Below are 19,300 nucleotides of genomic sequence, written 5' to 3' on the forward strand. Positions count from 1 at the left end.
TTGACTATTTCGCTTCTAGGCGGGGTGGCAGATGTTTCCCCTGTTGCTATCCGCATTTCGCATTCCCCCCTTCATGCTGCCCTGTACGGCCAGGAGCGCAGCATTCCGCTGGCGCAACCACAGCTGTTGCGCCTGCCGACCGCTGTTGTACCTGGCGTGGTTCAGGTGGGTGAGCACGTGGTGGAGTTCCCGCCTAACCACGCTGAGGCTGCTGAGGCGTTTGTGGCTGCTGTTCAGGCCGCACTGCGGGGCGAATCCCCTGCGGTGATGGGCCTTGACTTTTGCGGCATCGATGTTGAAACCGCCAACGATGATTGGGGCTCCATCTGTCAGGTGGGTGTGGCTGTGGTCAAAGATGGGCGGGTTGTGGACACTCATTCGTGGCTGTGCCAGCCCCCAATTCCAGGGTTTGCCGAGATTAATACGCAGATCCACGGGATCGTGGAGGCTGATGTGGCCACTGCGCCAACTTTTGCTGAGGTTCTCACCGAGGTCGTTGAGGTTGTTGGCCAGAATGTCGTGGTCGCACATAATGCCCAATTTGATATGACCGCTTTTTTGCGGGCCTGTACAGCCGCTGGTGTACACGCGCCGAAGTGGCGTTTTGCTTGCTCTCTTGCAGCGTCTCGGGCTGCCAAGTTGGGCATTTCATCGCATCGGCTGAATGTAGTGGCACAGCATGTGGGTGCGCATCTAGAGAAGCACCATGATGCTTGCTCCGATGCTCGTGCCTGTGCGGAGATTCTTGTTGCTCTTGCACAGCGCGCGCACGTGCATGGGGATATTCGTTCAGTATTTGCTGCTCTAGGTTTTGATCTGGGTACTCTTGAGCAGGCTCGGGTGTATCCGGTGCTGTCGCAGCCACCGTCAGTGGTTCTTTCCCACGCTCCTGCAGCGAAAGCGAAGGAAGCTCCGGCGAAGAAAACTGCTGCGCGTTCGGCGAAGTGGTCGAAAGCTGCTGCTCCTGAAGTGATTCCAGAGACGAATCCGGATGCTGATCCCACCCACCCGTTGTTTGGTCATATCGCGGTGCTGACGGGTGATTTTGAGCCTTTTGATAAGGGCTTGTTGTGGCAGAAGATGGCGGATGCAGGCGCTACTGTGGCAAAGAATGTGACCAAGAAAACCACCCTGTTGGTGATGGGGCCGTGGGATTCGGTGACGTCGAAGCAAAAGCGTGCTGAAGAATTAATAACGCAAGGCCAGTCGATTCAGATGTGGGAGTCGACGAAGCTGTTTGAGGTTTTGGGTCTTGACGTTGATCTCCAACCCCCGTTTTAGCACCCGCTAAAATATGCCTACTACCCCCGCTTATGAACGGGGGTAGTAGTGTTTTCGCCCCTGTTTGGGAACGCATGGGACGTTTTTTGAGTCTTATTTTATGAGGGTTCTTCCTTCATTGTCTTGATCAAAGTGTTCTGTAGGTTGGGAGTGAAAAGCTAGTGTTACGGCTGCATTTGGAATCGTGTGATTCGCCTTCAGCGCGTGCGCCTATCGCCTTGAGTGCGACGTTACGGGCGGGATTGGTGATCAATGAGGCTCCGTTGTCTTATGACCAGATCAGTGCGATGGGTTTGAGTTTGCGGCAGGTGTGGAATCGTGCGGCAGATTCGATGATTGCAGCGGAGTTGGAATCGCCGGGGGTTGCGGTGCGCACGCGCCCTTCAAGGGTATTGACGGGGGTGGATTCGCCTGGTTTGCAGGTTGCTTTTCGCCATTCCCCTGCCCCAGCGTGGTTAGCGCACCCGCGCACGTTTAGTGTGTTGCATTATCATTTGTGTGATTTGGCGGGGATGGATGTGTGTTACTTTGCGCCGACGTCGTTGGTGTTGTTCGCAGTGGGGACGCATTCGGTGCATCGTTTGATGCAGTGTTGGTCGCAACCGGTGGAGTTGGTGGGTTCTGCGGTGTATTTTGCGCAGGGTTTTCCTTCGGAAAAGCCGCCGTGTGCGGTTGCGGAAAAGCCGGCTGTGGAAAAGGTGAGTATGCAGGAATTCTTGCGTTGCTCCTAAAATAGCGTCTGTGTCTACTCTTTCGGATTTACATAATCGCTATCAGGAATTTGTTGCTGCCCATCCGTCGGCAGTCATGGATTTTGCTGATGCGGTCGAAGATGTGTTGAACGATGCGGGTTTGGCCTTTGATCAGGTGAGTGTTCGGATTAAGCAGTGGCGGTCGTTGCGGGCGAAGGCGAAGAAGAAGCGTGCTGATGGGCAGTTGCTGTATCCGGATCCGTGGAATGATATTCATGATGTGGTGGGGGTGCGGATTACTACGTATCATTCGACGGAGATTCCGCAGATTATTGATGCGTTGCAGGATGAGTTTGAGGTGTTGCGGAGTGTGGATAAGGCGGCGCAGACGCGGGTGTCTGGGTCCTTTGGTTACGGTTCGCATCATTTGATTTTGCGTGTCGACGCCCGTGCGGCGTCGCTTGCCGCTTACGAGGGGGTGGAGTTTGAGGTTCAGATTCGCACTGTGCTGCAGCATGCGTGGGCGGAGTTTGAGCATGATATTCGCTATAAGCGGCGTGAGGGGACGCTTCCGCCGGAGGTGGATCGTGCCTTTACGTTGGCTGCTGGTTTGATTGAGTTGGCGGATCAGCAGTTTGATCAGATTGCAGCGCTCGAGGAGCCGAATGCTTTAAGTACTGATTTGGATGTGGAGTTTAGTGCTGAGACACTGCCTGGCATTATTGCCATGATTCAGGGCAATAGGATTCCGCAGTCGCGGATTTCCAGCTACCAGTGGTTGGAGGAGTTGTTGCATGCGCATGGGATTCGCACGGCTGGCCAGTTGAAGGATCTATTAACGGATCGCAATATTGAGAAAGTTCGGCGTGCGTTGCGGTATCGTTTCCAACCGGGGCAGGTTCGCATTCTTGATGATTTGTTGCTTGCAAAGTTTGGTGAGCAGCATATTGAGCGGACTGCCACGACTGGGAAACGAGAGCAGCGACTGCGCAGCAATCTTGAGGCGTTGAAAGGTGTTTTGTAGTCGTCTGTGACTGTGTTTCTCAGTTAGGGTTAAGACACTAGTTTTTTTTACACATATTCTAAGGAGAGCGTGTGTTTTTCGATTTCATCCATGTGTGGGCTCTTGCCATTGCCGATTTCTTCCGGGGATTCAATGTAGATTTCCCACCAGCATCGTGGGGCACTTTCCCGAAGCGTTAGGGCAACACACAATCATCACTGCGCCTAGTGTGTGACGCACCAAAGGCACACACTCTACTTGAGCCCCTGCGAAACAGGATTCCCTTATCCTGTTTCCCAGGGGCTCAAGGTGTGTCAAAAGTTATCCGCGCCCTAAGAGGCGATCAATATCTCGACGTTCTTTTTTGGTGGGTCGTCCTGCTCCCCGATCGCGCTTAGGCATGGATGCAATGATTTCTTTCGGGGGCGGGGGTGGCGAGTGGTCCACGTAGCAGGTGCGGGCGATCTCCGCGCCTACCCGCTTTTTCAGTGTAGTGACCACCTCAACTTTTTTCAGCCGGTGATCGCTCCACACGCTGACCATATCACCTGGTACAACCTGCTGGGAAGGCTTGACTGAGTTGCCGTTGAGTTTGACATGCCCCGCTTTGCACGCCTCCGCAGCTAAGGATCGGGTTTTGATCAGGCGTACTGCCCAGACCCACGAGTCGATCCTGACTGCGTCCATCAGAAATTATCCTTGTGGTTGATGATCTGCTTCACTTTGTTGTAATTCACTACTCCCCCGACCACAGCCACAATCAGGCCAAGGATCAGCCAGAAGCTGCTGGAAAAAACTAGAGCGGCGACAATGCCACCGCCGATTCCACCAGCGACGGAGACAACCGCATTGCGCGAATACTTACGAACATCCTGTTTGCGCTGTTCAATAGGGTTTCGTGGACGAGGAGTTAAAGTCATGGTTACTATTCTACCCAGTCGGTGCCCACCGACTGAGCCACCACTGTTCCTTGAGTGAGGGCAGCGAGCATGTCATTGAGCATGGCGCTTCCGCCCATAGGGCAAGCCAAGGTGTAGGTCACTTCAGCCCCATAGGATACGTCACGAATATCTACTCCACGTGCACGCAGTTCTGACTCCCATCGGCCCGCATCGGCGTGGGGGAAGGAGACAACGTTGAGTTCTTTTTGGGTGCGGGTGACGGCGTCGACACGCTTAAGGCATGCGGAAACGGAATCTGAATATGCGTGCACCAGCCCGCCTGCGCCTAATTTCACCCCACCAAAATAGCGCACCGTCACCGCGGCAATATCTAACAGACCACTTCCGCGCAACACATCGAGCATCGGAGTTCCCGCAGTGCCGGATGGTTCCCCATCGTCGGAGGAACGCTCGACAGGATGAGCGCCCTCAACGTGATAAATGTAGGCACTGCAATGGTGCCGGGCATCCGGATAACGCGATTTGAGCTCAGCAATAAACGCGCGCGCATCGGACTCATTTTCGACCCGACGGATAAAAGTTAAGAATTTGCTGCGCTTGATTTCAAGTTCATTGAAAAATTCCACGTCAGCAACTGGGCGACAATACATGATCACACAGTTTAATCTAGGAAGGATGAAACTCTTAAGCCTCTGGGCACCAAACGCATCCACCTGCACCCTGCATCTTGATGGCAGCGACTACCCAATGCAGCGCTTCGGCGACAGTTTTCACATTCGTCTACCTCAGCCTCCTGCCGGAAGCCGCTACGGTTTCAGCGTGGATGGCGCAGCGGTGCTGCCTGACCCGCGCTCGCAAGCACAACCCGACGGCGTGCACGGGCTGAGCGCGGTGGTTGATCCCAGCCTGATCACGACTCGTTCGCGTGCGTACAACCAGCTTGCACAGCCTTGTTTTGATGTGATTTACGAACTTCATGTGGGGGCTTTCGCCGGTGATTTCGACGGGGTGATTGCCCGCCTCGACTACCTTTGCGCGCTAGGGGTCAGCGCAATCGAGCTCATGCCAATCCAGCCTTTTTCCGGCAACTTTAACTGGGGTTATGATGGCGTGTCCTGGTTCGCGGTGCACGAAGGTTACGGGGGCATGGCAGGGCTGTGCAGACTCATCGACGCAGCGCATGAACGCCAAATCGCTGTGATTCTCGATGTGGTGTACAACCACTTCGGTCCGGAGGGCAACTATACCGACACGTTCGGGCCGTACACGTTGAAAAAACGCACACCGTGGGGTGCACAGATTAATGTGCGTAACCCCAAAGTGCGTTCTTTCATCCTTGATGCAGCACGCCAATGGTTGGATTTGGGGGTTGATGGGCTGCGGCTTGACGCCACTCACACCTTTGCTGAGGAGGAATTATTGACTGATTTCGCCTTGCTGGATGGCTGGATTTGTGCGGAAGATTTGCGCGATCGTGCTGATCTTCCTGTCACGTGCCAGTGGAATGATGAACTGATGCTTGCTCTTGGCCGATGTGTAGAGCATGGCGGCAGCGTGGATGAGTTAGTACAGGAACTTCGGTTGCGCTATCCCAGCGTGGTGTACACATCAACCCACGATAGTGTGGGTAACCGTCCGCTTGGCGATCGCCCGAGCATGCGCCTTGATGCCCCTGCCTTGCTCTGTGCTTTTGCACTTATCGCTGCTCTTGATGCGCCCGTGATGCTGTTTATGGGGGAAGAATATGCCGCTGACACACCATTTCCGTTCTTCTGTGATCACCAAGACGAGAGCACGCGGCAACACACTCGAGCTGGCCGTGCGAAAATGCTCAAAGATCGCGGCTTTTTCACCCCCGCGCCTGATCCGTTGGCGAAGTCAACGTTCGAGTCAGCTGCTTTGCTTTTCGACGTCGACAAAACACCGCACTCCCAGCAAGTGTGGGATGGCTACCGGGCGATCATCCGCGCCAAGCGCACCCACCCCATCAACGCTACGAGCGTGATGGTGGAGGATGGCTGGCTGGTGCTGCGAGGAGATCAGGGCTTTATCCGCGCGAATATGAGCACTACAAACTTAGTCCATCCAGACACTGGACGATCCTGTGCACCTTATGCTTTTGAGTGGTGCAGCACCTTTGGTGAGGTGATCGTTAACTAACCACGAATTCGTATTCTGGCGTTCCTGGCTCAAGGTGGCGACAATCGATGCGGGAAGCATTCATGCGTTGCTTGAGGCCATCGAAATCGGAGGCTTTACCCAATTGCAGACCTACCAGTGCTGTACCTGTCTCACGGTTGTTGCGCTTGAGGTATTCGAACAAGGTGATGTCGTCGTCTGGGCCGAGGATGTCATTAAGGAAGCTGCGTAACTGCCCTGGTTCTTGAGGGAAGTTGACCAAGAAGTAGTGCTTGAGACCACGGTGCACCAGCGAGCGCTCCACTACCTCGGCATAGCGCAACACGTCGTTGTTGCCACCGGAGATGATACACACTACTACTTCACCGGGGGTGAGTTTAAGGTCGTGGAGCGCGGTTGCGGACAATGCTCCAGCTGGTTCAGCAATAATGCCTTCATTTTGGTACAGCTCGATCATTTCGGTGCACACCGCACCTTCACTCACAGTCATGGGATGGAGGCGACCAAGGTTTGCATCGATGATCTCGTAGTTAATATCACCGATGCGTTTGACAGCGGCACCGTCAACGAAAGGATCAACAGTTTCAAGGGTGACTGGCTTTTCTGCCTTCAAGGCTGCGGCAAGACTTGCCGCACCTTCCGGTTCGACACCCACAACAGCAGTACGTGGGGAAAGCTCCGCAAGGTAGCTTAAGATACCGGAGATCAGCCCACCCCCACCGACGGGAACGACAACAGTGTCCGGATTTTTACCCATCGTAGACAGCTGGGAGAGGATCTCGGCGGCGACGGTACCTTGGCCGATCACAGTATCGCGCGCAGCGAAAGGCTCCACGATTGTTGCACCAGTTGCTTCGGCGTATTCATGTGCCGCTTGGTTTGCTTCATCGAAGTTCGCGCCGGTGACGACCAATTCGACCATTTCACCGCCGTGGATGAGAATGCGGTCGCGTTTTTGCTTCGGGGTTGCGGCTGGGACGAAGATGCGGCCTTTGATTCCCATGCTGCGGCAGGCGAAAGCCACACCTTGTGCGTGGTTTCCTGCGGAAGCTGCGACGATGCCAGCCTCGCGTTGCGTGTCAGATAGCTGGCTGATCGAGTTGACTGCGCCGCGGATTTTATAGGAGCGTACGTCTTGGAGGTCTTCGCGCTTGAGGTACACTTCTGCGCCTGTGATTTGGGACAGGCGTGGGCAGTATTGCAGTGGGGTGGGCGCAATGGTTGCAGAAATTCGCGCTTGGGCGAGTTGAATGTCAGCAGCATGGATTTCTGCTGGGGATGCCAAGAGCCGAGTTTCTACTGTTTTGTTCATAGCCACTAAGCTTAGACCCGTGGTGGGTACACGAAAAAATGGGGGGTTTGGGTTTAATGGGATGGCATTGCGGTTGCGAAGTTTTTGGGTTGAAACGAGAAAGGGTTTCGAGTCGATAGTCTAGCTGCTAGTGTGGACTCCTATAGTGCGTTTGGGTTCAAACGCGTGTCCACTTCATGCTTAACTTTCCTTAATTCATGTCCTAGGAGTTTTGACTTGCGTACTTTCCGCACATTGAGCATTGCCACCGCCACGGCTTGCGTACTTTCGCTTTCCACCGCACCTGCCTTTGCCGCCGACGCACCTGCTTCTGATTCTTCGGCTGGTGCAACGACCTCAGGTTCTGGGGCTTCGAAGGAAACGGCCCCTGAAGATCCTACTGATGCTTCCAAGGATTCCGATACCAGTGACAAGGACGCCGCTGGTTCTAAGGATCAGTCGGGGTCAAGCTCGAAGCCTGCTGATAAAAACAACAATTCCAATCCTGACGAAGACAAGGATAAGAACAAGTTCTCTTCTTTTAATAAGAAAGGTGGATTGGAACGTCTGGGGTCGATGACCACCGATCACTTGAGCTTGGTGAGCGCGATTATCGGTGTATTGGGTCCTGCCGTGACCTTATTTTTGGCTGTGGTGAAGTTCGTTCCTGGCATGCGTGATACTGTCCGCTCCATTCTGGCTCAGATGGGCGTGCGTTTAAAGTAATGAATCGTCGCGTTTTATCACTCTGCATAGCCACTGCTGTCGCTTTTTCTTCGACTCCAGCTTTCGCCAGCCCCACTGAAATCGCCGCAACTGCGACGAAATCGGAAACCAGTGCTTCGTCCGATACTTCTGATTACTCGACCTCTACGACAGATGAGAAATCAACTGTCACCAGTGGCACTGTGAGCACACCGCGTTCAAAGCCTCCTGTTCCCGGAAATTCCGATAAGCATAAGGGTTCATCGTTAACTGGCAGCACCCCAATTGACGTGTTCGTCATTCTTGGTGCCGTGGGCTTTGTCGGCATGTTGGCGTACAAGTTCTACCGTGGCGGGATTGAAAGTGTTCGCAAGACGCTTGAGGTTGCTTTTGGCAGCTCTGAACTTTTCGAGATACTCAACCGCGCACGTTAATTATCATTTTCACATTCACAGTGTTGGGGTCTCAAAATTTTTTCTTCAGGCCCCTTTTTATTTTCGTGTGTGGCTACACACCCTCTAGGACCACAAGCGCCCTTCGTTGCTAGGTTTTCAGCAACAGCGGGCGCTTTTTGTAAACTCTAACCCAAAATGCCGGGTCCTAAGGTTGCCTTCAAATCACCCATCAAACTAGCTGTACGCTTCACGCGCAGATGATCGCCCAGAATCATTACATGTGACTCATCGCCATCGACCAAATTCAAGTACACATCTGAATCACCCGCGTTGGCTACGAGCACACTCTTCAACCGGGCAATATTGTCCATCGTGCACTGCTCGGTGCGCATCGTCAATCGCAAGGGTAACCCTGCGCCGTTGCCGGGGCCGAGTTCAGGAATCTTCAGATCATCACAGAACACACCAATGCGTTCGTCGCGAATCGTTACATGCGCTTTGACCAACACAATGTTGTCCTCAACAATCTGCGGACCCACAATCGCATAGATCTTGTTGAACACCAACAGCTCAACCTGAACGCCGTGATGATCCTCAATCGTGACAATCGCCCACGGTGAACCATCCTTTTTCGACATGCGGCGATCCACAGACGAAATAATGCCGCCTATTTCAACTTCCTGCCCATGTGATACTTCACCCGAGGCGATCAACGACAGTGGCGTATTCACTTGGGCTTCCAACGCCTCTTCGAAACCATCCAGCGGGTGGCCAGACACGTACAAGCCCAGCATTTCGCGCTCTAGCGCTAATTGGTGCTTTTTGTCCCAGGCATCATCCGGCACTTGGATGCTAAAGGCATTTGTTACTTCCTCGGGAGCATCGCCGAAGGCTGAAAACAGGTCGAACTGGCCTTTGTCCATCGCTTTCTTCGGGCCAATAGCCGCATCGACTGCGTCCTCGAAGATCATCATCAATCCCTTTCGGGAATGACCCATCGAGTCGAAGGCACCCGCTTTGATCAGCGATTCTGTCACACGCTTATTGCAGGCGGTCAGCTCAATCTTGTCCAGATAGTCGGAGAAATCTGAATATAAGCCTTTGGCTTTGCGTTCTTTCACAATCGATGCAACGACATCTTCACCCACGTTTCGTACCGCGCCCAAACCAAAGCGGATATTATCTGTACCCACTGGCATGAAGTTAAAGCGCGACTCGTTCACATCTGGCGACAGCACCGAAATACCTTGGTGGCGACAGTCCGCGAGGTAAATCGCCATCTTGTCTTTCTTATCGGCAACCGAGGTGAGCAATGCGGCCATGTATTCGGCTGCGTAGTTTGCCTTCAAATACGCAGTCCAGTACGACACCAGCCCGTAGCCTGCAGCGTGCGACTTGTTAAACGCGTACGCTGCGAACGGCTCGATAACACCCCACAGTGCATCCACTGCGTCCTTGGAGAAACCGTTCGCGGAACATCCGGCAAAGAATTTCTCGTATTCTGCCGCCAACACCTCAGGTTTCTTCTTACCCATTGCTTTACGGAAACCGTCTGCTTCACCAGCAGTGTAGTTGGCGAGCTTACGAGAAATCTCCATGATCTGCTCCTGATACACGATCAGACCATAGGTTTCATCCAGGATGTCTTTCAATGCGTCCGCCAGTTCAGGGTGGATCGGCGTAATTGGTTTGCGTCCGTTTTTGCGGTCGGCATAATCTAGGTGCGCGCCCACGCCCATCGGACCTGGTCGATAGAGCGCTAGGGATGCCACGATGTCGTTAAAGCCGGTTGGCTGCATGCGCTTGAGCAGTTCCTGCATGCCGCCGGAGTCCAGCTGGAACACGCCTAGAGTGTCACCGCGTGACAGCAACTCATACACTGCTGGGTTGTCGGTGTCGAGTGTTTCTAGGTCGATATCTTCATTGCGGTTGAGTTTGATGTTTTCCAATGCGTCGCCAATAACTGTCAAGTTACGCAGACCAAGGAAGTCCATCTTGAGCAGACCAATGGCTTCACAGGCAGGATACGGCCAGCCTGTAATCAGGGCACCGTCAGCGGGTCTCTTCCACATTGGGATGCAATCCAGGAGTGGGACTGAGGCCATAATGACCGCACACGCATGTACGCCAGCCTGTCGGACGACGCCTTCGAGGCCTCGCGCGGTTTCGTAGATGCGCTTGACGTCAGGGTCGACTTCAATGAGTTGACGAACCTCCCCTGCCTCGGTGTAGCGCGGGTGTTCAGGGTCCATGATTCCCGCCAGCGGGATGTCTTTCGCCATGATTGGTGGCGGTAGGACTTTCGTGATGCGGTCGGCAATCTGGTAGCCCGGTTGTCCATAGAGTGCGCGGGCGGCGTCTTTAATCGCCTGTTTTGTTTTCACCGTTCCGAAGGTGATCACCTGGGCAATCTTGTCTTCACCCCAACGGTCCGTGGCGTACTTGATCATTTCGCCGCGGCGACGGTCGTCGAAGTCGATATCGATATCGGGTGCCGAGGGACGTTCCGGGTTGAGGAATCTCTCGAACAGCAGACCATGCACGATGGGATCAATGTTGGTGATGGTCAGCGCATAGGCCACCAGTGCGCCTGCGGCCGAACCACGACCAGGTCCCACACGAATGCCGATGCTGCGGGCATGTTTGATCAGTTCGGCGACAATGAGGAAGTAGGAAGGGTAGCCCTTCATATCGATCACGTTGATTTCAAATTCGGCGCGCTCAATGTACTCGCGCGGAACTTCCTTGCCGGGGAAACGCTCTTGCAAACCTGCCATCACTTCGTGGCGTAACCACGATGTGGGGGTATGTCCTTCGGGCACGTCTGCAATGGGCATGCGGTCGTGTGTGTGGGGCTCCCATACTGAGGAATAGTCTTGGACGCGTTCGGCAATCCATAAGGTGTTGTCGCAGGCATCAGGAACCATGTGGTCCCATAGTTCGCGCATTTCTTCTGCGCTTTTCACGTAGTAGCCAGTGCCGTCGAATTTGAATCGGTCCGGATCTTGCATGGTTTTACCGGTTTGCACGCACAGCATCACTTCGTGTGCATGGGCTTGCGATTCCAGTACGTAGTGGCAGTCATTGGTCACTAGTGGTGGCAGGTTGAGTTTGCGGCCGATTTCCAGCAGTTCGCTGCGCACTCGATTTTCGATGTCGAGGCCGTGATCCATTAGTTCGAGGAAGTAGTTGTCGCGGCCGTAGATGTCTTGCCACATGGCTGCGGCTTCAAGGGCTTTGTCGAATTGGCCTAGGCGTAATCGGGTTTGCACGTCACCGGAGGGGCATCCGGTGGTGGCGATGATGCCGGTGGCGTGTTCGGCGATCAGTTCGGCGTCCATTCGGGGCCATTTGCCCAGTTGTCCTTCATAGGAGGCCATGGAGGATAGGTAGAACAGGTTGTGAAGCCCTTCGGCTGTTTCGGCGATCATGGTTTGGTGTAGGTATGCGCCTGATGCGGAAACGTCGTCGGATTTCTGGTGTTCTTCGCCCCAGCGTTGGCGTTTCATGTCGAATCGGCTGCCTGGTGCTAGGTAGGCTTCGATGCCGATGATTGGTTTGATGCCGGCTTTGGTGATCGAATGATAGAAGGCGTCGGAGCCGAACATGTTGCCGTGGTCGGTCATGCCTACGGCGGGCATGCCGAGGCGTTTGACTTCTTGTGCCAGCAGGTCAACCTTCGCCATGCCATCGAGCATTGAGTATTCGGTGTGATTGTGCAGGTGGACGAAGGATGATTTTTTGGCCATGGGCGTGATTCTAGTGCGTTTTGTGTATGCCTGCATTAGCCCAGTTGAGATGGCTTTGCTGCGTTGTGCAGACTCCAAGAGTGCACGAGCTTTACTTTCTTTGACAGAATTGGGGACTTTTTGCTTGGGCGTACTGGGCTTAAGCTGCTTGCCGACGTCATGACTATGTCAGCAGTTGTTGGGTGGAACTGTTGTGAGTTTTTCACCAAAAACGCCCCTGTTTTCTTATACGGAAAACTGGGGCGTTTTGTGTTGTTATTTGTCGCGTTCGTGGCGGGGTTTGAATACGTCTGCGCCGATGACGCGGGGGACTACTTTGGGTGCTTCGCCTAGAAGGTCGAGGAGGTTTTTATCCCGTTCTGCTTGTTGGAGTACTCCTTTAACCGCTGTGCGTCGTGTCCGGTTGGTTGTACGCTTGCGATTATTCGCCTGCTGCCCACCACCAGCACCGGCACCAGCACCGCCCATGGGTGCCCCGCCTGCCATCGTTGATCCACGACCACCAGCACCACCAGTACCAGCACCAGTATTGGAATTGTTTCCTGTGCCTTGTCCATTGTTGTAGGGGCTGTGACCCCGATGGGACCCACCACCCGAACCAGAGCCCGAACCCGAACCGGAACCGACGCCAGAGCCGGTTGGGTTGTGTCCCCTACCAGTGTGCGAGCCACCCGGGCGATGAGAACCACCAACACCAGCACCATACCCACCTGCACCTGTACCTGTGCCTCTGCCACCACCGGTGCCGGTGGTGGTGTTGGTTCCTCCAACATGGTTGCTACCAGATTGGTGCGGCATCGTATGCGACACCCTATTATGCTGCGTGTTTCCACCGGTAATGTGTGACTGTGCTGTGCCACCAGCATAAGAACCACCACCATAGCCTGCACCTGCACCTGCACCCCAAGTAGTACCGCTACCAACACCGCTGTGTGTGGTTGGGTGTTGGTGGGCATTAAGTGGGTTAATAGTTGTAGGGTCCAGCCCTAGCGCGGATTGCTGGGTTGCTACCTGATCTAACACCCGTTCGGCGAGTTCGTGGGGTTCAAGGTCAAGCTCTCTAGCTGCTTGTTGGGTATTCTGTACCCAGTTGGTGGTGGAGATTGTGCTGGTTGCTTCGTTTGTGCTTCCCCCGCCTGCGCCTGCGGGTGCAGGTTCCATCAGGTGGCGTGTTACAGGCATTGCTGCGGTTGCTGCGGTTGCAAGGGCTGTACGGAAGCCTTGGAGGAAAAGTTGTTCTGCTTGTTGGGCAACAACGATGCCTCCTTGGGTGGCGCGGAGTGCGTTGACTTTAGCAACTGCTGCTGTCACCTGCGGGGCAAACCCTGGTGCGATTGCTGATAGCGCGGTGGTAGATTGTGCCATCAGTGCTGCATTCTGAGCAAAGTTCATGCCTGATTGCGCCATGGTAGTAATAGCGGTGTTTGCTTTTTCAAAGGGGGTGCCTTTGTTTGCTGCGATCAGTTCACTGGCCACGCTGTTTAACCGGTCGCTGATCGCAGTGGCATCACGTGCCAAACTCCCCCAAATATCTGCTGCTTCTATCGCTGCTGCGTTGTTGGTGGAAGCAAGAGCTGAAGCAAGTTGTTCTAAGCTTGCTGCTTGATGGACTACTGGTGGTGGGAAGTTGAATCCTTCGAATCCTAGGTCAGGGCGGGTAGGGAAATAGACCCTGGGAAACATTGGGACTCCGGTTTCTTCCAGGATGCGGTCGAACTCATCGGTGGCAAACCGGTTCATGCCTGAAAGTGAGTAGTAGTTGGCATAGAGGTTTTCTTCCAACCATTTCACTTGACGTTCAAACGCCTTCAACATTGCGTGAGCACTACCAGCCCCACCATGAAGAACCCGACCGTGTTGTTCCCCGAGTTGGTCTAAACCACTCACCGAAGAAAAACCCTGCAGATTACCTTTGAGGGAATACTGCGACGCCACTTTTGCGTCGTTGCTAAGTTGTTCAAGGGTGTGAACGCTGTCGATGATTTGTTGTTTATCCATGAAAAGGGTCATTGGAATCCTCCTTTGGTACGTAGTTTTTCAAGAGTTTCATAAGCCTTCCAACACAACTCATCCTTCGTTGGTGTGGCTTTACCTGTATGAGTAAAGGTGACGCTGATTCGCCCATGCGGTGTGCTGATGGCCGCATCACAGTGATCCCCTTCGTCTCCTTGTGGCAGGTGACTGAAGAAGATTCGCTCATCAATGCCTGTGAAAGTCGCATTAATGATTAGCCCTAAACTGTGTAAATAATCGAAAAGAACAAAATCGGCGGTGAAATTAAAAACCCCATGAATCCCATCATTAGGACGTAATTCGCGAATTCCGCAATCGATAATTGGGTTAGACCCCCTTCTGGTTTCGCCGGTTTTTTCCAACCCAATCGCGTTTAGATCTTCAGGTGATAGCGAATCGCAAATTTCGTACAGTTGTTGAGTACGATCATGTTGGTCAAAAGCTTCAACGTAGTCCCTGTCCGATGGCAAGGGGATCATGGTGGGTTTGGGTGGCGATTCCCAGGTTTCAAAGGGATAGGTTTCTTCTGTAGTCGTGCTGTGCGCGGATTGGGTGTCCTGTGGTGGTGCGCAGCCAGATACCGCCACACCACAGACAACGAGTGCTGTGAGAATACGTGTCCGCATTAATCCTCCCAAAGATGTGTGTTGGCCTAGGGTTTTGTGCCCTTATATATAAAGACTGGGAAAAGGTTCTTTGCGTTCCCAAAATTTTTTCCCACCCAGAAAGCGCACCCTCATTTGGGGGTGCTTGTGGTTGGTGCTGAGGGTTTTAGATGAAGTTACCTTTGGTACGTAGTTTTTCAAGGGTTTCATAAGCCTTCCAACACAACTCATCCTTCGTTGGTGTGGCTTTACCAGTGTGTGAAAAAGTGATCGTGATGCGCCCATGGGGCGTACTGATAGCAGCATCACAATGATCCGTTGTGTCAAAAGGAGGAACATTGCTGAAGTAGATGCGTTCATCAATACCGGGGAACGTCGCATCAATAATCAACCCGTGATCGCGAAGCCATGAATACTGAGCAAAATGAGTAGTCACATTAAATGCCCCATGGATGCCGTCGGTTGTATGGACTTCGCGCATGCCACAATCAATTAGAGGTTTAGATTCTCTAATTGTTGAGGTGATTTTCTCTAGTCCGATGTCTGCGAGTTCTTCTGGGGTGAGTGTGTCGCACAGATCGTACAGTGTGTTGTTGGGGTCAAACTTGTCGAAGGCCTCAACATATTCCCTGTCTGGTGGCAGGGGGATCATGCTGGGTTTGGGTGGTGACTCCCAGGTTTCAAAAGGATAGGTTTCTTCTGTAGTAGTGGTGTGGGCAGCCCCGGTGTCCTGTGGTGGTGCGCAGCCAGATACCGCCACACCACAACAAGCAACGAGTGCTGTGAGAATACGTGTGCGCATTAATCCTCCCAAAGATGTGTGTTGGCGTAGGGTTTTGTTCCCTTATATATAAAGACTGGAAAATCAGGCTGTGCGTTCCCAAATCTTTTCCCTCCCACACTCTCCACCCCTATGCGGGGGTAAAAGGTGGTGGTTGGTGGCTGGTTGGGGTTTTAGGTAAAGTTGCCTTTGGTACGTAGTTTTTCAAGTGCTTCATACGCCTTCCAACACAACTGATCCTTCGTTGGTGTGGCTCTACCTGTGTGCCCGAAGGTGATGCTGATACGCCCATGGGGAGTGCTGATGGCAGCATCGCAATGGATTTTTTTATCTCCTTGTGGCAGGTTGCTGAAGTAGATGCGCTCATCAATGCCGGGGAATGTCGCGTCAATAATCAACCCGTGATCACGCATCCAGGAATAGCGCGCAAAATGAGTAGTCACATTAAAAGAGCCATGGATGCCGTCGGTTGTATGGACTTCGCTCATGCCGCAATCGATGAAGGGAGATGAGTCTTTCCTTGTCATAGAAATTTTCTCTAGTCCGATCTCTGCGAGTTCTTCTGAGGTGAGTGTGTCGCACAGATCGTAGAGTGTGTTGTTGGGGTCAAACTTGTCGAATGCCTCAACATATTCCCTGTCTGGTGGCAGGGGGATCATGCTGGGTTTGGGTGGCGACTCCCACGTTTCAAAGGGATAGGTTTCTTCCGTAGTCGTGCTGTGTGCAGCCTCGGTGGTGTCCTGTGGTGGTGCGCAGCCAGATACCGCCACACCACAAGCAACGAGTGCTGTGAGAATACGTGTACGCATAAAGTCCTCTCTTAAAACACATGTGTTGGCCTAGGGTTTTGTGCCCTATATATAAAGACTGGAAAATCAGGGTCTGCGTTCCCAAAATTTTTTCCCACCCACACTATCCTCCCCTATGCGGGGGTAAATGGTGGTGGTTGTTGGTTGGGGTGTTTAGGTGAAGTTGCCTTTGGTGCGTAGTTTTTCAAGGGTTTCATAAGCCTTCCAACACAACTCATCCTTCGTTGGTGTGGCTTTACCAGTGTGTGAAAAAGCGATACTGATTCGCCCATGTTTCGTGCTGATAGCAGCATCACAGTATTTGTCATCATCTTCTTGAGGTAGGTTGCTGAAGTAGATGCGCTCATCAATGCCGGGGAATGTCGCGTCAATAATCAACCCGTGATCACGCATCCAGGAATAGCGCGCAAAATGAGTTGATACACTAAACACCCCGTGAATACCGTCGGTTGTGTGAACCTCGCTCATTCCACAATCAATCATCGGAGACGAGTCCCTACTCGTTACAGTTGCTTTTTCGAGTCCGATGTCTGCGAGTTCTTCTGGGCTGAAGGTGTCGCACAGATCGTACAGGGTGTTGTTGGGGTCAAACTTGTCGAAGGCCTCAACGTATTCCCTGTCTGGTGGCAGGGGGATCATGGTGGGTTTGGGTGGTGACTCCCACGTTTCAAAGGGATAGGTTTCTTCAGTAGTCGTGCTGTGTGCAGATTGGGTGTCCTGTGGTGACGCGCAGCCAGAAAGTATCACGGCGCAACAGGTGGCGAGTGCTGTGAAAATACGTGTGCGCATTAAACCTCCCGTGGGGTTGTGCTGTGGGTAGTTCTGTGCCCCAATATATAAAGACTTCACACTGGGCGTGTGTGTTTCCCCTTCTATTTTTGAGAGTGTCTAATGGTTTGTGTGTGGCACTCACGGTGGTGAAACTATCGGCTTGTACACTCGGCTGCCCACCTGCGAAGAGGTGAATACTTGAGATTTTGTTGTTTTACTTACTCCCCCACTTTCCCTTTAATCGGGTTATGCAGTTTGGCTAGAAATTTCTTAGATGCGCGAAACGTGCTGCTAGAAGCTAGAATGTTCAATCATGATCTATGCGGTGCTGGCTTATATGTTATGGGGTTTGTTCCCCGCCTTTTTCCCGTTGCTTGCGCCTGCCGCACCAACAGAGATTATTGCGCATCGCATTGTGTGGACGGGTGTGTTGATGGTCGGCGTTGTCACGGCGTCGAAAAGCTGGTCGGCGCTCAGAGGTTTATCCGCGCGCACCTGGGCGCGGTTGGGGCTGGCAAGCGTGCTCATTGCGCTTAATTGGTTGATTTACGTGATTGCTGTAAATTCGGGGCACGTTGCTGATGCGGCGCTCGGCTATTTCATTAACCCGCTGGTCAACGTGGTGTTGGGCATTGCATTTTTAGGTGAACGGATGCGCCTTACACAGTCGGTAAGTGTGCTGCTTGCGGTGGTGGCGGTTGTGGTGCTGACGGTGTTTGCGGGTCAGCCGCCGATTATGGCGTTGGGTTTGGCCTTAAGTTTTGGTTTTTATGGGCTGATTAAGAAGAAGGTGGAGCTGCCGGCAACTGTGTCCCTGACTGCTGAAACTGTGTTGCTCATACCTTTTGCGCTGGGTTACCTGGTGTTTTTAGAGTGGACTGGGGAGGCAACGTTTGGGCATGCGGGCACGGGCAATGCGCTGCTGCTGGTGGCTACGGGTGTGGTCACTGCGGTGCCGTTGTTGCTGTTCGGCATGGGTGCGCGCCTGATCCCGCTGTCCACGGTGGGAATGTTGCAGTATATGACGCCGACGATGCAGATGCTGTGGGCTGTGTACGTGGTCGATGAGGTGATTGAGCCGGTGCGCTGGGTTGGGTTCACCATTATTTGGGTGGCAGTGGCGCTGTACATGTGGGATGTGTTGCGTCATCATCGCCAGCGGGGCGTGGAAGAAAAAACGGCGCGCTAAAAATTTTTAGCGTATCGACGCCGTGCTCACGGTGCGTCGTGATGTGCGCCGAGCACAGGCTTCACGCTGAATCTTCCCCACGCAGCATCCGGCGGGAGCACCTCGATGCTGGCGACCCGCGGATCGGACTGGAGTGCAGAAAACTGTGTGGGTTCATCGTGGGCGACAACGCAACGAATATCGTTGGAGTCGAGCTGTTTGAGTTCAGCTTGCTGCACAAAGTGCTGCGCCAGACCAATGTTGACGGGGGCTGGAATGCCAACGATGGGGTAACCGCCGATTTGTAGCCCATTGATACGCTGAAGTTTCGCCACTGTGGCAGCCGCGTCCGGGGCACTGAGCTGCTGGTTAAAACACACCAACCCATATGCGTGGTCATGCGGATGCTCTTCCAGCGCTGTCGCGACGGTGCTCACCGCACGCTGGTGGTACTCAGAAAAAGTCTCATCGCTATCGGGGCCGAGAGTATCGGAACCTATGCCCATGGGTTTGGCTACGTAATCCTTATCCCCCATGTACACCACCGCGCTGAAAATAATCACGAGCGAGGTAATACTGATTCCGTAACGCCAACGGTCCACACTATCCATGGGTGTTTAGTGTAGCCCTTCGGGCAACACTTCCCCCAGATAATGCGGACCTACGCTAGTGCATTCAATAGTCTCGTGGCACAGCCACATCCCACTCCCCCCCACAGCTTGTCCGTGGATTAATCGGGCGCAGGGGGGAATGTGAGGAGGTGGACTTTATCAGTGCTTGAGCTTACAGGTGGACACCCCAAAGATACGGTACAGCGGGCAGAATCCGACTACTGCGGTGATAGCCATAATGGCGGCTACCACCCACAAAACAATCGCCAACGCACCTTGGTTGGTATAAGCAAAATAGGCGGCGATAACAGCAATAACGATGCGCACAACGCGATCGATGGTTCCTTCATTGGTCTTCATACTTGCACATGGTAGCTGTTTTCAC

19 protein-coding genes are annotated in these 19,300 nt (G+C 53.4%); 7 read left to right on the forward strand and 12 right to left on the reverse strand.

Features of this window, described 5'->3' with window-relative positions; genetic code table 11:
- From CFELI_RS08670 to CFELI_RS08680, 3 genes are all read left to right on the forward strand, one after another.
- On the forward strand, positions 1-1,281 hold the full coding sequence (locus CFELI_RS08670) for an exonuclease domain-containing protein (RefSeq protein ID WP_277103208.1): 1,281 nt from the start codon (positions 1-3) through the stop codon (positions 1,279-1,281).
- Between the two features lie 176 nt (positions 1,282-1,457).
- Positions 1,458-2,012 carry a hypothetical protein gene (locus CFELI_RS08675; protein ID WP_290258969.1) on the forward strand — a complete coding sequence of 185 codons (555 nt, stop codon included), beginning with the start codon at positions 1,458-1,460 and terminating at the stop codon, positions 2,010-2,012.
- A gap of 10 nt (positions 2,013-2,022) precedes the next feature.
- Positions 2,023-2,997 (forward strand): GTP pyrophosphokinase, encoded by a 975-nt coding sequence (locus tag CFELI_RS08680; protein ID WP_277103206.1) that lies wholly within the window; start codon positions 2,023-2,025, stop codon positions 2,995-2,997.
- A 300-nt stretch (positions 2,998-3,297) separates the two neighbouring features.
- On the opposite strand, the gene CFELI_RS08685 is transcribed toward CFELI_RS08680, so the two are convergent.
- The 3 genes from CFELI_RS08685 to CFELI_RS08695 are packed head-to-tail and all read right to left on the reverse strand — an operon-like array spanning position 3,298 to position 4,528.
- A complete protein-coding gene (locus tag CFELI_RS08685; protein WP_277103205.1) occupies positions 3,298-3,663 on the reverse strand; it encodes an RNA-binding S4 domain-containing protein in 366 nt (121 codons plus the stop codon).
- Complete coding sequence (locus tag CFELI_RS08690; RefSeq protein WP_277103204.1) at positions 3,663-3,896, reverse strand: hypothetical protein; 234 nt, start codon at positions 3,894-3,896, stop codon at positions 3,663-3,665. Before CFELI_RS08690 ends, CFELI_RS08685 begins: the two co-directional genes overlap by 1 nt.
- 5 nt (positions 3,897-3,901) lie before the next feature.
- Entirely contained in the window at positions 3,902-4,528 is a 627-nt protein-coding gene (locus CFELI_RS08695) for an IMPACT family protein (protein WP_277103203.1), read from the reverse strand.
- Between CFELI_RS08695 and CFELI_RS08700 the strand changes: the two genes are divergently transcribed.
- A complete protein-coding gene (locus CFELI_RS08700) occupies positions 4,527-6,038 on the forward strand; it encodes an alpha-amylase family glycosyl hydrolase (RefSeq protein ID WP_290258970.1) in 1,512 nt (503 codons plus the stop codon). The two genes, CFELI_RS08695 and CFELI_RS08700, sit on opposite strands and share 2 nt — an antisense overlap.
- Here CFELI_RS08700 and ilvA read toward each other — a convergent pair.
- Positions 6,031-7,329, reverse strand: a complete 1,299-nt coding sequence (ilvA, locus tag CFELI_RS08705; RefSeq protein ID WP_277103201.1) for a threonine ammonia-lyase IlvA — start codon at positions 7,327-7,329, stop codon at positions 6,031-6,033. The two genes, CFELI_RS08700 and ilvA, sit on opposite strands and share 8 nt — an antisense overlap.
- 216 nt (positions 7,330-7,545) lie before the next feature.
- Between ilvA and CFELI_RS08710 the strand changes: the two genes are divergently transcribed.
- Together CFELI_RS08710 and CFELI_RS08715 are read left to right on the forward strand one after the other, a co-directional pair.
- Positions 7,546-8,034 carry a hypothetical protein gene (locus CFELI_RS08710; protein WP_277103200.1) on the forward strand — a complete coding sequence of 163 codons (489 nt, stop codon included), beginning with the start codon at positions 7,546-7,548 and terminating at the stop codon, positions 8,032-8,034.
- Positions 8,034-8,447 carry a hypothetical protein gene (locus CFELI_RS08715; protein WP_277103199.1) on the forward strand — a complete coding sequence of 138 codons (414 nt, stop codon included), beginning with the start codon at positions 8,034-8,036 and terminating at the stop codon, positions 8,445-8,447. The genes CFELI_RS08710 and CFELI_RS08715 overlap by 1 nt, the downstream gene beginning before the upstream one ends.
- A 146-nt stretch (positions 8,448-8,593) precedes the next feature.
- On the opposite strand, the gene dnaE is transcribed toward CFELI_RS08715, so the two are convergent.
- The 6 genes from dnaE to CFELI_RS08745 all read right to left on the reverse strand — a co-directional run bounded on the left by dnaE (position 8,594) and on the right by CFELI_RS08745 (position 17,154).
- Entirely contained in the window at positions 8,594-12,157 is a 3,564-nt protein-coding gene (gene dnaE, locus CFELI_RS08720) for a DNA polymerase III subunit alpha (RefSeq protein WP_277103198.1), read from the reverse strand.
- Positions 12,158-12,412: 255 nt separating this feature from the next.
- A complete protein-coding gene (locus tag CFELI_RS08725; protein ID WP_290258971.1) occupies positions 12,413-14,167 on the reverse strand; it encodes a hypothetical protein in 1,755 nt (584 codons plus the stop codon).
- On the reverse strand, positions 14,164-14,796 hold the full coding sequence (locus CFELI_RS08730) for a hypothetical protein (protein ID WP_277104611.1): 633 nt from the start codon (positions 14,794-14,796) through the stop codon (positions 14,164-14,166). Before CFELI_RS08730 ends, CFELI_RS08725 begins: the two co-directional genes overlap by 4 nt.
- Before the next feature lie 145 nt (positions 14,797-14,941).
- A complete protein-coding gene (locus CFELI_RS08735; RefSeq protein ID WP_277104610.1) occupies positions 14,942-15,577 on the reverse strand; it encodes a hypothetical protein in 636 nt (211 codons plus the stop codon).
- A 152-nt stretch (positions 15,578-15,729) separates the two neighbouring features.
- Complete coding sequence (locus tag CFELI_RS08740; protein ID WP_277104609.1) at positions 15,730-16,365, reverse strand: DUF3558 domain-containing protein; 636 nt, start codon at positions 16,363-16,365, stop codon at positions 15,730-15,732.
- Positions 16,366-16,518: 153 nt separating this feature from the next.
- On the reverse strand, positions 16,519-17,154 hold the full coding sequence (locus CFELI_RS08745) for a hypothetical protein (RefSeq protein ID WP_277104608.1): 636 nt from the start codon (positions 17,152-17,154) through the stop codon (positions 16,519-16,521).
- A gap of 295 nt (positions 17,155-17,449) precedes the next feature.
- Here CFELI_RS08745 and rarD point away from each other — a divergent pair, with 295 nt between their 5' ends.
- A complete protein-coding gene (gene rarD, locus CFELI_RS08750; RefSeq protein WP_277104607.1) occupies positions 17,450-18,325 on the forward strand; it encodes an EamA family transporter RarD in 876 nt (291 codons plus the stop codon).
- A gap of 26 nt (positions 18,326-18,351) precedes the next feature.
- Here rarD and CFELI_RS08755 read toward each other — a convergent pair whose 3' ends face one another.
- Together CFELI_RS08755 and CFELI_RS08760 are read right to left on the reverse strand one after the other, a co-directional pair.
- Positions 18,352-18,915, reverse strand: coding sequence for a hypothetical protein (locus CFELI_RS08755; protein ID WP_277104606.1), 564 nt, complete (start codon positions 18,913-18,915; stop codon positions 18,352-18,354).
- 159 nt (positions 18,916-19,074) lie between these two features.
- Entirely contained in the window at positions 19,075-19,275 is a 201-nt protein-coding gene (locus tag CFELI_RS08760; RefSeq protein ID WP_277104605.1) for a YgaP family membrane protein, read from the reverse strand.
- Positions 19,276-19,300: the final 25 nt, after the last annotated feature.

Origin of the sequence: Corynebacterium felinum (genome assembly GCF_030408755.1) — a bacterium.
Lineage (GTDB): Bacteria > Actinomycetota > Actinomycetes > Mycobacteriales > Mycobacteriaceae > Corynebacterium > Corynebacterium felinum.

Bases quoted from the DNA above. Each gene is read 5' to 3' on its own strand.
- CFELI_RS08685 (WP_277103205.1), bottom strand. From the start codon at position 3,663: ATGGACGCAGTCAGGATCGACTCGTGGGTCTGGGCAGTACGCCTGATC.
- CFELI_RS08745 (WP_277104608.1), bottom strand. From the start codon at position 17,154: ATGCGCACACGTATTTTCACAGCACTCGCCACCTGTTGCGCCGTGATA.
- ilvA (WP_277103201.1), bottom strand. From the start codon at position 7,329: ATGAACAAAACAGTAGAAACTCGGCTCTTGGCATCCCCAGCAGAAATC.
- CFELI_RS08735 (WP_277104610.1), bottom strand. From the start codon at position 15,577: ATGCGCACACGTATTCTCACAGCACTCGTTGCTTGTTGTGGTGTGGCG.
- CFELI_RS08690 (WP_277103204.1), bottom strand. From the start codon at position 3,896: ATGACTTTAACTCCTCGTCCACGAAACCCTATTGAACAGCGCAAACAG.
- CFELI_RS08700 (WP_290258970.1), top strand. From the start codon at position 4,527: ATGATCACACAGTTTAATCTAGGAAGGATGAAACTCTTAAGCCTCTGG.
- CFELI_RS08730 (WP_277104611.1), bottom strand. From the start codon at position 14,796: ATGCGGACACGTATTCTCACAGCACTCGTTGTCTGTGGTGTGGCGGTA.
- CFELI_RS08740 (WP_277104609.1), bottom strand. From the start codon at position 16,365: ATGCGTACACGTATTCTCACAGCACTCGTTGCTTGTGGTGTGGCGGTA.
- CFELI_RS08715 (WP_277103199.1), top strand. From the start codon at position 8,034: ATGAATCGTCGCGTTTTATCACTCTGCATAGCCACTGCTGTCGCTTTT.
- dnaE (WP_277103198.1), bottom strand. From the start codon at position 12,157: ATGGCCAAAAAATCATCCTTCGTCCACCTGCACAATCACACCGAATAC.
- CFELI_RS08695 (WP_277103203.1), bottom strand. From the start codon at position 4,528: ATGTATTGTCGCCCAGTTGCTGACGTGGAATTTTTCAATGAACTTGAA.
- CFELI_RS08760 (WP_277104605.1), bottom strand. From the start codon at position 19,275: ATGAAGACCAATGAAGGAACCATCGATCGCGTTGTGCGCATCGTTATT.
- CFELI_RS08755 (WP_277104606.1), bottom strand. From the start codon at position 18,915: ATGGATAGTGTGGACCGTTGGCGTTACGGAATCAGTATTACCTCGCTC.
- rarD (WP_277104607.1), top strand. From the start codon at position 17,450: ATGATCTATGCGGTGCTGGCTTATATGTTATGGGGTTTGTTCCCCGCC.
- CFELI_RS08725 (WP_290258971.1), bottom strand. From the start codon at position 14,167: ATGACCCTTTTCATGGATAAACAACAAATCATCGACAGCGTTCACACC.